Source organism: Parabacteroides sp. AM58-2XD (assembly GCF_003463685.1).
In the GTDB taxonomy this organism is placed as follows: domain Bacteria; phylum Bacteroidota; class Bacteroidia; order Bacteroidales; family Tannerellaceae; genus Parabacteroides; species Parabacteroides segnis.
Map to the genome: position 1 here is coordinate 22,498 of NZ_QSDP01000013.1, position 12,387 is coordinate 34,884.

Below are 12,387 nucleotides of genomic sequence, written 5' to 3' on the forward strand. Positions count from 1 at the left end.
TAGTATTTATTTATTCTTTTGTCAGAAACGCCTGGTATTCATTCCACATGCTTTCAATACCGGATTCTTCGCCGAAAATACACTTGATCGCCTTGTCGAAACTCCATACATCCAGGTCGCGGACGGTCAGATGGAATTTACGTATGGCATCCGGGTCTTTTGTTTTCAGCCACTGGATAAAGAAACCGGTCGTACGGTAACCATCCATCCAGTTACCCCCCGGCTTACGGTACTCATATCGAAAAACCCGGACTCTGCCCGCACGGCATCCGCCATTCCTTCTATACAGGCCCAAAATTCTTTATTCGTCGAGTATGAACCAATCCCTTTCGGTTCGAACTGGTACGCATGGACCAGCTCATGATATAAGACACCGCGTGTTTCAAAGTCGAGCTTGTAAAGCGATTCGTTCGCCGACTTCTCGATATGGCGGGTACTGTATTCGATATAAATAGCCGGAGGATTCCCGGATTTGGCAGAAACGCCATCATAATCCTTCAATGTATAATGAATGGTCTGAACATCATTCATAGTATCTTTTGCCGTATAGAAAAGGATTTCCGCCACTTTGCGGGCATGATATTTCAGGTAGGTATCCGGATCTTGTACAAGATCTGCATAGATCGCTGCACCTTTTGTTTCCGGAGCCAGTACTTCAAAGTCTACTGCGGGATATCTGAAATCTTCCCAGTCTGTAACCAGGTTCTTTTCGGAAAACAAGACATCACCGATCACCAGCGTATCGCTGCCTGCCGTTTCGGCTTCCAGCATATATTGTTTATAATTGGAAGGATTGGTTATCGGACAAAGGATTTCCTGGTAACGTGAACAGAAGCGCTGGTCATTCCGTTCGTCTACCACCACCCAGTTCTTTCCGTCGTAGGAGCCTTTCAGTACCCAGCTTGCCGGGTCATGTACAGGTGATTCGCCTGATGAATAGATTTTATAACTTTGGATAGGAATACTGTATTGAGGATCAAAAACAATCCGATTCAGTTTCCGGGTTCCTGTATAACAAGTTGTCGGGTCCCCATCCGACAATTCAGGTACATTCACCGAAATATTTTCCCGACATGCTGAAAGCAAAAAACTACCAACTACAATTACAAATATATTAATGCAACACAACTTCATAAAATTAAAACAATAAAGTATTCACTATCCAAAGTATAAAACAACTCCCTGATACACTCCCGCCTCAAATGCCAATCAAGCGAAGTGTTTCTATTCATTGCTCAAATCATTCTGTATTCATATTAAAAAGCATTATCGGGTTTCACAAATCTGAATGCAATATTACCGGATTGTTCTTTTCCCGCATTACTACTGGAATACCAAAAGAGTGTCACAATATGCACCCGGCACATTATGACACTCTTTTGGCAAATCAGGACACTCACGGGATAATGGTTGAAATCAGTACTTTCCACCGGAAGTTTTACATATTCCTGTCGGAATCGCTTTTATCTCCCCGGAAGTTTTACTTTTTGCTTATTGCGGTACTCGGTAGGCGTCTGATTATATTTGGCAGCAAATTCCCGGTAGAAATAAGACCTGTTCGAAATGCCGACTTTATAGATAATTTCTTGTACGCTCAGATTAGTCGTCACCAATAACTGCGCAGCATAATTAAACCGGTAATCCTTGATAAAATCGGAAGGAGTGAGCGGAGATATCTTCTTGAAACGGCGGTAAAGCGACCGGGTATTCATGCCCATCTTTTCGGCTATCAGCTCCAGGCGCAGGGTTTCCTTATCGAGATTTTCCCGGATAATAGCAGTTACGGCATCCATAAATTCTTTATCTTCCTGATGAATCAGCTGTCCGCCGGATTGTTCGTAGGCGCTCTCCGGTGAATAGTAATAATCTTTCAGTTCTTTTTTGCTCGTCATCAGCCGGTTGACTACGGAGCGGAGCACCACCGCAGAAAACGGCTTGGTCAGGTAGGCATCTGCCCCCAGGTCGAGCCCTTCCGCCTGGTCGTGTTCCGATATTCTGGCAGAAACGACTATCAACGGAATATGGCGGGTAAACTTATCCGATTTCACACGGCTGATCAATTCCATCCCGTCGATCTCCGGCATCATAATATCCGTAATAATCAGGCAGGCGTTTGTTTTTCCATCAAACGGATCGCCTCTTCCACACCGTAAGCCTCCACTATCGTATAAGCCTCAGATAAAGATTCCTTAATCAACCAGACAATATCCTTATGATCGTCCACCACCAGGACACAGGGTTTATTCTCCGGAGAGACAATTCCCGGCAATCCGGTTTCATCGATGGGAGACGAAAGGACAGGCACCGTTTCCGGTTCCTCATTTTCCGGCTCGGCTTCCTCCTCCTCGGCTTCCAGGTGTGGCAAGCGGACAATAAATTCGGCAAACCGGCCTTCTTCACTTTTCACCTCTATCGTGCCATGCAGAGATTGTACGATACTATGACAGATAAACAATCCCAGTCCGTTCCTCGACGTTGTTTGCGTATAATTGTTTCCCTCCAGGTCGCCCAATATACGGTAACGGTCAAAAATAGTCTTCAGGTCTGTTTCGGATATTCCTTTGCCCGAATTATAGACACGGATTATCAAGGACTCATTTTCCGTAGTAGCCGAAATACGTATTTCTCCGGCTTCATCCGAGTATTTAAAAGCGTTGGAAATCAGATTGACCAATATCTTCTTTAATCCGGTAGGGTCTGTATTCCAGTAAAGCTGATCCGGAAGAGACAACACGAATTTTATCCCATTCTGCTCGGCAATAGGGGTAAATGACTCGTATTGCCTGCGGATAATATCCGGGACAGAGATGCGCCTGATACTGAAATAATTCAGCCCAGCCTCTTCTATCTTACGGAAATCCAGGATTTCCTGAATCAGTTCATTCAAGCTCGCTACGTTATCCCTCAATATGCGGATATACCTTTTCAGTTTGTTGTCGGAAGTATTTTCGGCATAGGTTTGAATATAGTCCCCTACTCCGTTGATTAAAGTCAGCGGGGTACAAAGTTCGTGGGTGATATTGGCAAAGAAGTTCAGTTTGGCTTCGTACAGCTTTTCTTTCTGTTCTTCATGGATTTTACGGGCCACCTGTTGTTGTTTTTCAGCGATACGCCGGTTGATCCAATAAACCAGCACGCCTGCAAAGAGGATGGCCAGAAAAATATAGACCGCTATCGCCCAGGTACTGAGATACCAGGGAGGAAGTATTTTCAACGGTAAAAGATATTCCCGCGCATTAGAATCGTAAACATCGTTTTTATAACGGACTTTCAGGGTATAGTTTCCGTAAGGCAGCTTGGTAAACGATATTTCATTGCTCTTTTGTAATTCCGTCCAGGCCGTATTATAATCTTGCAACAGATAAGAATATTCATAATTGTCACCATGGATATAGTCGGTGGCAACAAATGAAATGGTAAAAGTCGAAACGTCCGGAGGAATTGTTACAGGGCCGGGATTCGCATCCGCATAATCGTAAAGACTGATGGTTTCGTCTCCCATCTTCAACTCAAAGAAATGCAGGTCGGGACTATAGCTTTCCTGCCGGTCGTTTTGCGGGTCGATCCATACCAGCCCATCGACGCCCCCGAAAAACAGACGTCCGGTATAAGGGCATTTCCAGTAAGCGTCGTCGGAAAACTCCGTAACCATCAGTTCCTGGCTCCCATAATTATGGAAAAAGTTATTATGCGGGTTATATTTGGTTAGTCCCTTATTGGAGCTCAACCAGATACATTTATCTTTGTCCTCCAGTATGCCATGAATCATATCGTTGCTGATGCCGTCACTCCTGTCGTACTGCCAAAATTCACACGTCCCCGCCTGATCGCATTTCATCCGCGTCATGCCGGAACTGGCTCCCAGATAAAAGGTCGAATCGCTGCTATAACACAGACTAAGGACATCACCGATCGCCTGGTTAGCCGAATTGTTCATCGACATAAAATCATACTGTCTCGTGAGCAGGTCGAAACGTGCCATCCCATATCCTCCGCGGCTTCCCAGATACAGGGTGGATTTTCCGTCATAATACATGGAATAAAATTCGTTACATATCTTTCCGTCCTTTTCCAGCAGGTAAGACTGAAGATACTTAACCGTCAGACCAGATTTATCCCGTTCCAGAACAACCTCGATCAACCCGTCGCCCGTCGTTGCCATCCAAAGCGTCGAATCGTTTATCTCACAGATAGAATGAACATATCTTATCCGGGTATCTATCTTGCTGGGAAGCGTATGGACTTTCTCATCCTCATAAGAATAATAAGAAAGGCCGGGGCCGTCTGTACCAATCCACACCAGGGGATGATACAGGCTTTTGAAAAAGCAATAGACCCGGTTGTTAGACAGGCCGTCTGCCGTTGTATAACGGGCGATCCGGTCTAGCGGGATCTCCCCTTTTGCATAGGAATCATACTCTTTTATACGAACAAAGCCATCCCCTTTCGTTCCGAACCATAGTGTCTTATCTTCATCCGTATAAACGGAACGAACCGGATTGAGCATTACAAAAGGTAAATCTTCCAACGCCAATCCGTCAAAACGTTCATATTTATCGTACAACATTCTGAGTCCCTGCCCATCCGTACCAATCCAGAGTATTTGTTGTTTCTTGTCTTTAAACATACTAAAGACACCGATATTCAGATCGATAGCTTCTTCCGGTTTATCAGGATCAAGCAACAGGCCGTTCCTGAACACCAGATACAGTTTCGACTGAAAAGAGACTACACGGGCTACCTTACCATATTTTTCCATCCATCCGGAAAGATCAGACAAGTATGTTTCTTTGTTCTCCTCCGTCCGGTACCGGTACAGTTTATTATCGGCATCGACATAATAAAGAACGCCCTCTTCATAAAAAGCCTGTTCTATCGGTTTATCATGTATCTTGTTTTCCTTTGTTTTTATCGTTAAAGGCAGTTTCGAATAATCCGGAATGAGTTGCTTCAAAACCCCGTCTGACGAGAGAAGATAAAAACGGCCTTGCTCGCCTACAAATAATAACCTTGCTGTTTCCGGTGTTATGTCCCGCGTATAAATGTCCTGAAAGGAAGCTGTACGGGAAGTATGGCAGGATATAAAATTCTTCCGGCTGACAACCAGGGTATTTTCTAAAGAATCCGTTGCTATAAGAAGACATTCGGGATATTCAGGATATGACTCGGTCACTTTACGGTCTTTCAGCGAAAACCGGTTCAGTCCCATCGAGGTAGACACCCAGAGATACCCGGGACCGCCATCTGAGATTTTATTGATAATGTTACTGCAAAGGGTATTCTTATTATCCGGTTCAAAACGATAGACATAGGTATTTCTCCCGTTGAACAGGTTCAGGCCATCGTAAGTTCCGATCCACATATAACCGCGATCGTCCTGATATATATCGATAATTGCATTATTCGACAGGTCGATATTTGCTTTATGCAGCGAAACCGCCGCCTCCCCGCCTGGTAAAGCACAAAGCAAAAACAAGCAGAGTATCATCAATTTCATACATAAAAGCCGTAGCATTGTCCGTTTGTTATTATTGGTCCGAATCATAGTATTAATATTTGTAGAATAATCTCCCGATAACTGCCGGTAAACCCCGGTATATCGATCAGGCAACAAATATAATCCATCTTTTCGGTAATATTAGAACTTTTTAAGCCTAAAGAAATAAACTATAATTAATAAAGCGATAACTTCGCGAATCACAAGGTGATGACATCGTTTTAACACATATAATATATGAAAAAGTATCTTCCATTGGCTGCCTCCGCCCTGCTTCTTGCAGCTTGCAGCGAAAAACCGGGTTACGAAATAACCGGTACAGTTTCAAACGCCGATCTGAACGGAAACTACGTATATCTTTATGAATACGGAAAACCGGACGTTTTACCTTTCGACAGTGCGCTGGTAGAAAACAATGCATTCAAATTCAAAGGTACCCAGAATGAATCGCAAATTACGATCATTCAGTTTTCGCCCGACGTTGTCAAGACTGAACGCGGTATGGCAACTCCGTTCAAGACAACGTTTACACTTGAAAACGGCAAACTCACTATCAACCTGGATACCTTGTCAATCGTAACCGGCACCCCGGCCAACGATGCAGAAAAAGCAATGAAAGATAGTCTCAAGCCTTTCATTGACGAAATGGGAAAACTCGGGGATGAGATCCGTTCCGAAGACAAAGCAATTGCGGCTGCGGCTGAAAAGAAATATGATGAAATCAGCGACAAAATAACCAAAGCCGTATGCAATTATATTCTGGCTCATATGGACCAGAAAATGTCTGCCAAATATTTATACGAAAACCGTTACAACCTGAGTGAAGAGCAGCAGAACGAAATACTGTCGAAAGCCGACTCTACCTTTAAGGCACAGCCGAATATCGACAAAATGATCAGCCACCTGGAAGTTCTGAAAAACGTACCGTCGGCAAAAAGTTTACTGATTTCGAAATGGCTGATCCGAAAGGCGAAGTACATCAATTGTCTGAGTTCGTCGGTAACGGTAAAGTTGTCCTTATCGACTTCTGGGCTTCCTGGTGTCCTCCTTGCCGCAAAGAAATGCCGCATCTGGTCGAATTATATAAACAATATAAGAATAAAGGATTCGAAATCGTCGGTATCTCTTTGGACAGCAAACCCGAAGCCTGGGCAAAAGGCGTAAAAGACCTGAATATTACCTGGACACAGCTTTCCGACCTGAAAGGATGGCAGAATGCCGGTGCTGCTTTATATGGTGTCAACAGCATTCCTCATACCGTACTGGTCGATAAAGACGGCACGATCATCGCCAAGAATATCCATGGTGAAGAGATAGATGCCAAACTACAGGAAGCACTTAAAAAATAAAAGAGAACGATATGTCTGCCCAAATCACTCTCGACTGGAAAAAGGATTCGACCTTTGAAACCCAGATGGATGGTCATACGGTGACAATCGATACCAGCAAAGAAGACGGCGGCACCGGTTCCGGTGTCCGCCCGAAAGCCTTGATGCTGGTCGCCCTGGCCGGATGCAGCGGGGTCAATGTGATCTCTCTATTCAAGAAGATGCGAATCGGTTTTGAAAAACTATCTATCGACGTCAAAGCAGAAACAACCGATACCGTGCCGATGCTTTATTCAGCATTCTTCATCACTTTCCACGTAACCGGTAAGGCAGAGGAAAGTACCCGGATTGAAAAAGCAATCCGATTGTCGCAAGAGTACTGCGGTGTTTCGGCAATGATGAAAAAGATAGGACCTGTCACTCACCGCATCTTGCTGAATGGCTCCGAACTGAATATTCAGCCAACCGATAAATAACGAACTTAGCGTCTTGCATGGCTGAATTAAAAATTTTATCTTTGTGCGGTCTTTAAAGAAAGCGATATTACATAGAAATTAGCAAAAAGTTTTATTATCACTTTAATATAATAAATTAGCGATTATGATTTATTCACATGAAGTTCAACACATGTGTGTTGTAAAGAAGGGAGCCAACCATCCTTGTGCTCCGATTCCTGAAGAAGGGAAATGGGTTAGATCTACTCAGATCACTGACATCTCAGGTTTGACTCATGGTGTGGGTTGGTGTGCTCCTCAGCAAGGTGCATGTAAACTGACACTGAACGTAAAGGAAGGAATCATTCAGGAAGCGCTGGTAGAAACTATCGGTTGTTCTGGTATGACTCACTCTGCTGCGATGGCATCAGAAATCCTTCCGGGCAAAACACTTCTGGAAGCATTGAACACTGACCTTGTTTGCGACGCTATCAACACAGCTATGCGCGAATTATTCCTGCAGATCGTTTACGGACGTACACAGTCTGCTTTCTCTGAAGGCGGTCTGCCTGTCGGAGCCGGTCTGGAAGACTTAGGTAAAGGTCTGCGTAGCCAGGTTGGTACCATGTTCGGTACATTAGCCAAAGGTACCCGTTACCTGGAAATGGCTGAAGGTTACTGTACTCGTATGGCATTGGATGCTGACGATCAGGTAATCGGATATGAATTCATCCACCTGGGTAAATTCATGGAAATGGTAAAGAAAGGCATCGATGCTAACGAAGCTCTGGAAAAAGCTAAAGGTTCTTACGGTCGTTTCAAAGAAGCTGTAAAATATATCGATCCTCGTAATGAATAAGAAAACACTGACACGCGTCCTGACCGGGCTGATCATTCTGACTGTTATCGCGACGGTAATCACCTACTTCGTCATGAAGCCGGACCGTCCCTGGATGGCATTCTATATGGCCTGTTGCGGCGGTGTGCTTGTTTTCAACTTTCTAATATCTTTATTCCTGGTAAATAAGAATTTAAAAAAGTAAAAATAATATGGCTTTATTTGAAAGTTATGACCGTCGTATTGATACTATCAACGCGGTTTTAAAAGAATATGGTATCAACGGTATCGAAGATGCAAAAGCTATCTGCGACGCTAAAGGTATCGATCCTTATACAATGTGTAAGGAAACTCAACCTATCTGTTTCGAAAATGCATGTTGGGCTTACGTTGTAGGTGCTGCCATCGCTATCAAGAAAGGTTGCACAAGCGCTGCTGACGCTGCCGAAGCTATCGGTATCGGTCTGCAGGCATTCTGTATCAAAGGTTCTGTTGCTGACGACCGTAAAGTAGGTATCGGCCACGGTAATCTGGGTGCACGTCTGCTTCGCGAAGAAACAAAATGTTTCGCTTTTTTAGCTGGTCACGAATCTTTTGCTGCTGCTGAAGGTGCTATCAAGATCGCTGAAATGGCAAACAAAGTACGTAAAGAACCGCTTCGCGTTATCCTGAACGGTCTGGGTAAAGATGCCGCTATGATCATTTCTCGTATCAACGGTTTTACTTATGTTCAGACTCAGTTCGATTACCTGACAGGCGATTTGAACGTAATCAAAGAATATCCGTATTCAACAGGTCTTCGTGCAAAAGTAAAATGCTACGGTTGCGACGACGTTCGTGAAGGTGTTGCTGTAATGCGTGCTGAAGGTGTTGACGTATCTATCACAGGTAACTCAACTAACCCGACTCGTTTCCAGCACCCGGTAGCTGGTACATACAAGAAAGAATGTATGGAAAACGGCCACAAGTATTTCTCTGTTGCTTCAGGTGGTGGTACAGGTCGTACACTGCACCCGGACAACATGGCAGCCGGCCCAGCTTCATACGGCATGACGGACACAATGGGCCGTATGCACGGTGACGCTCAGTTCGCTGGTTCTTCATCTGTTCCTGCTCACGTAGAAATGATGGGATTCCTGGGTATGGGTAACAACCCGATGGTAGGTGCTACTGTTGCTGTAGCTGTTGCTATTGAGGAAGCTATGAAGAAGTAATTACAACTTCATATAATAAATGAAAACTCCTGCAGTCATATGTTGCAGGAGTTTTTTATTGTCTTCGTCCCCCATTCCTTCCGTTTGTATTTGATCTGTCATTCGTTTTAGACTCACTATTTGTTGGATTTCTATACTGTTCCGTACGGTTACTGGTTCCATTATTCGACGGACGGGTAACTTCGGAAGGTTTTGTCTGCGGACGATTGGTTTCCGGACGGCTTGGCCTATTCGATTCGGGACGATTCGAGCCGGGTCTGTTTGACTCCGGGCGATTCGAGTCGGGACGATTAGGCTTGTTCGGACGATTCGGGTAATGATGATCCGGAGGGTAAATATAAATAGGACGGCCATAATCCGGGAATATCATCGGAGGAGCTACCGGTGGAATATAGGTTACATCGTCATACAAATATTCATATCCTGTCAGATAGTTATCCCAGAACTCCAACGCATACACTTCATCACGGGCTGTCCGGTATTCCAGAACCTCCTGCACATAACCATCTTTCTTGTTTACAGCCAATACCCGGTTGGGAGGCCCCATCAGGTTCTCCACCTCGGCAACGGTCATGCCTGTAGTCAACATTCCCAAATCCAGGTATTTATATGCTCCGCAAGCTACCAACAAGAAAGAGGCCAGTATGAACAAACTTATTTTCTTCATAATTACTTAACGATTAAAGACTCCAGATATTCCAGAAACTCTGAATTCATCCAGTTCCCATCAAACTGTTCGCCATTGACGAAGAAAGTCGGGGTTCCCTGTACATCATTTTCCAATCCGGAATCGTAGTCATCTTTTACTTTCTGATAGAAACGGTCTTTGCCGAAATCCGTTTCAAACTCCGCTGCATTTATTCCCTGCTTCCTGGCATATTCCAACAGGTAATAATCGTCCAAAGCATTCTGATTCTCGAAAAGAAGGTCGTGCATTTCCCAGAACTTCCCATGAGAAGCAGCGATCTCAGCAGCAATAGCTGCGTGCAAAGCGTGGGGATGCAACTCTGTCAACGGGAAATTACGAAAAACAAATTTAACCTTGTCCCCGAGTTTCTTCTGTATATCCTTTACTATATGATAAGCCTTTTTACAATAAGGACACTGATAATCAGCATACTCAATTAATTCTATCGGCGCATTGGCCGGACCTTGAACGTGATCGTTCTTATTTACTTCCAAATACATAGCTGTTACTATTTGATTTCTAATTAATAACATCACAGACTTTTCTTTTGTTGTTTATATTAGCATTTCATTAACTGAACCGATCCTGTTTTTTAGCTATCTTCGCATCTATGAAAAGAGGTACAGCTGATTTACCATTACATTACGGGACTGTTCCACCCTGGTTGGCCGAACGAATGAGCCTGCTTGGCGGAGCTATTGCAGAAGCCATCATCATTGAATACGGACGTCCAGCTTTGTTGCAACGCCTGAGTGATCCGTTCTGGTTCCAATCGTTAGGCTGCGCTGGGGATGGACTGGCATTCGTCTGGTATTACAACGTCTGTTATGAACGCCCTGAGAAAAGCGATCAATTGCCGTTCGGAAGAACTTGGCGTGTATATTTGCGGAGGAAGAGGTAATTTTTCAAGAGAAACCCCTAATCAATTGCTGGAGGTAGCCAACAAAACCGGACTAAACGGGAATGAATTGGTAAGACACAGCAAACTGGCTGCCAAGGTCGATAACACAGCTGTACAGGATGGTTTTCAACTTTATCTGCATACATTTATTGTCACTAAAGAAGGTGATTGGTCTGTCATCCAACAAGGGATGAACCCAAATGAACGCATGGCACGGCGCTACCACTGGCTTTCTTCCTCTTTACGTTCTTTTATGGAGGAACCGCATACTTCTGTCTGTGGAAGAAATCAGGGGCTGATCCTCAACCTGACGGATAAACTTGCGGCTCCGACCAAAGAAGGTATCGTGGAATTGACAAAGGAATCGCCGGACAAACTGATGCGTGAAGTATCCATCATCCTGCCCAACCATCACGAAGTAAAAGCCGAAGACGTAAACCTCAAACGGCTTGGAGCCGCCCTCATCCTGGCACATGAAACCAATGTATCCGATATGGAATCGTTGCTCTTGCTGGAAGGAGTCGGACCACGCACATTGCAATCTCTTACATTGGTCAGCGAAGTAATACACGGAACCCCTTCCCGCTTCTCCGATCCGGCACGTTTCTCTTTTGCCCACGGAGGGAAAGACGGACATCCGTTCCCGGTTCCGACAAGTGTTTATGATGAGACTATCGAAGTCTTTGACAAGGCAATCCGTCAGGCACGACTTGGAGAAAAGGACAAATCGGATGCCTTAAAGAATCTGTCCAAAATATCCCAGGAGATGGAGAAAAGTTATACTCCAAGTAACTATTTCGACGACTGGGTTCAACATGAACGGGATACGTCTTATAAATATGGAGGGAAAACCGTTTTCGGCAATGCTAAAAAGCCGCAAAAGAAAGAGGATAAAGGGAAAGGTGGGATACAGTTAAGTTTGTGGGATTAGAAATTCAATTATTGACTAGATTTGAATGTATCCTAAAAACAACTTCATCGAATCTACTGTCATACTATCATTTAAAAAAGTAACATACTAATTATAAAAGCATTACCTTATGATAGTTGTTATTGTTAACTGTCATTTATCTATCATGCAACTATCATAGTCCTATCCGGAAACCCAATGCAAGCTTCTTATTTTGCTGAAGTATATGACTTATTTTCAAGGACGTAATTACTTTTGTTGTTTGAAACCCGGGTCTCAAGGTAGCCGACACCCGGGTCTGAGCATCGTCAACATCCGGGTGTTAAACAGGATAAAACGGGCATCCTGACAACAATAAATAGGTGTTTTAATGAAATAGGTCTGTATATTCCGGTAAAAAAGACTTTAGGATAGAGGATTTTTAATAGATACAGGAACGATAGTTTGGTAAAACAATGTTAATAATGATAGTTGAATGATAGATAAATGACAGTTAACAATAACAACTATCATAGACTAATACACTAATTATAGGCATATTACATTAGACTATGATAGTATGATAGTTGATTTCAAA

General features: G+C 43.9%; 7 protein-coding genes and 4 pseudogenes. 7 read left to right on the forward strand and 4 right to left on the reverse strand.

Going from position 1 to position 12,387, the window contains the following annotated elements; translation table 11 throughout:
* Positions 1-10: 10 nt before the first annotated feature.
* Together DXA15_RS04855 and DXA15_RS04860 are read right to left on the reverse strand one after the other, a co-directional pair.
* Positions 11-1,134: pseudogene (locus tag DXA15_RS04855) on the reverse strand (basic secretory protein-like protein).
* A 329-nt stretch (positions 1,135-1,463) separates the two neighbouring features.
* Positions 1,464-5,515: pseudogene (locus DXA15_RS04860) on the reverse strand (response regulator).
* 219 nt (positions 5,516-5,734) lie between these two features.
* Between DXA15_RS04860 and DXA15_RS26005 the strand changes: the two are divergent.
* From DXA15_RS26005 to DXA15_RS04885, 6 genes and pseudogenes are all read left to right on the forward strand, one after another.
* A pseudogene (locus DXA15_RS26005) lies at positions 5,735-6,040 on the forward strand (DUF4369 domain-containing protein); the annotation flags it as partial.
* Between the two features lie 410 nt (positions 6,041-6,450).
* The gene (locus DXA15_RS26010; protein WP_233566842.1) at positions 6,451-6,846 is read left to right on the forward strand and encodes a TlpA disulfide reductase family protein; all 396 of its coding nucleotides are present in this window, start codon (positions 6,451-6,453) and stop codon (positions 6,844-6,846) included.
* 11 nt (positions 6,847-6,857) lie between these two features.
* Complete coding sequence (locus DXA15_RS04870) at positions 6,858-7,301, forward strand: OsmC family protein (RefSeq protein ID WP_122327249.1); 444 nt, start codon at positions 6,858-6,860, stop codon at positions 7,299-7,301.
* A 124-nt stretch (positions 7,302-7,425) separates the two neighbouring features.
* Positions 7,426-8,118: an iron-sulfur cluster assembly scaffold protein gene (locus DXA15_RS04875; RefSeq protein ID WP_007658684.1), complete on the forward strand. Its 693-nt coding sequence runs from the start codon at positions 7,426-7,428 to the stop codon at positions 8,116-8,118.
* Positions 8,111-8,302, forward strand: a complete 192-nt coding sequence (locus tag DXA15_RS04880) for a hypothetical protein (protein WP_007658685.1) — start codon at positions 8,111-8,113, stop codon at positions 8,300-8,302. Before DXA15_RS04875 ends, DXA15_RS04880 begins: the two co-directional genes overlap by 8 nt.
* Before the next feature lie 7 nt (positions 8,303-8,309).
* Positions 8,310-9,311, forward strand: a complete 1,002-nt coding sequence (locus DXA15_RS04885; RefSeq protein WP_046144962.1) for a GGGtGRT protein — start codon at positions 8,310-8,312, stop codon at positions 9,309-9,311.
* Between the two features lie 55 nt (positions 9,312-9,366).
* Here the strand turns inward: DXA15_RS04885 and DXA15_RS04890 are convergent, their stop codons facing one another.
* Both DXA15_RS04890 and DXA15_RS04895 read right to left on the reverse strand, forming a co-directional pair.
* Positions 9,367-9,978, reverse strand: coding sequence for a hypothetical protein (locus tag DXA15_RS04890; protein ID WP_128133307.1), 612 nt, complete (start codon positions 9,976-9,978; stop codon positions 9,367-9,369).
* 2 nt (positions 9,979-9,980) lie between these two features.
* Positions 9,981-10,532 (reverse strand): DsbA family protein, encoded by a 552-nt coding sequence (locus DXA15_RS04895; protein WP_128133308.1) that lies wholly within the window; start codon positions 10,530-10,532, stop codon positions 9,981-9,983.
* Positions 10,533-10,675: 143 nt separating this feature from the next.
* On the opposite strand from DXA15_RS04895, the pseudogene DXA15_RS04900 reads away from it, so the two are divergent.
* A pseudogene (locus DXA15_RS04900) lies at positions 10,676-11,831 on the forward strand (DUF763 domain-containing protein).
* Positions 11,832-12,387 lie beyond the last annotated feature (556 nt).

Coding starts and splice junctions, on each gene's coding strand:
- DXA15_RS26010 (WP_233566842.1), top strand. CDS start 6,451: ATGGCTGATCCGAAAGGCGAAGTACATCAATTGTCTGAGTTCGTCGGT.
- DXA15_RS04870 (WP_122327249.1), top strand. CDS start 6,858: ATGTCTGCCCAAATCACTCTCGACTGGAAAAAGGATTCGACCTTTGAA.
- DXA15_RS04875 (WP_007658684.1), top strand. CDS start 7,426: ATGATTTATTCACATGAAGTTCAACACATGTGTGTTGTAAAGAAGGGA.
- DXA15_RS04880 (WP_007658685.1), top strand. CDS start 8,111: ATGAATAAGAAAACACTGACACGCGTCCTGACCGGGCTGATCATTCTG.
- DXA15_RS04885 (WP_046144962.1), top strand. CDS start 8,310: ATGGCTTTATTTGAAAGTTATGACCGTCGTATTGATACTATCAACGCG.
- DXA15_RS04890 (WP_128133307.1), bottom strand. CDS start 9,978: ATGAAGAAAATAAGTTTGTTCATACTGGCCTCTTTCTTGTTGGTAGCT.
- DXA15_RS04895 (WP_128133308.1), bottom strand. CDS start 10,532: ATGTTATTAATTAGAAATCAAATAGTAACAGCTATGTATTTGGAAGTA.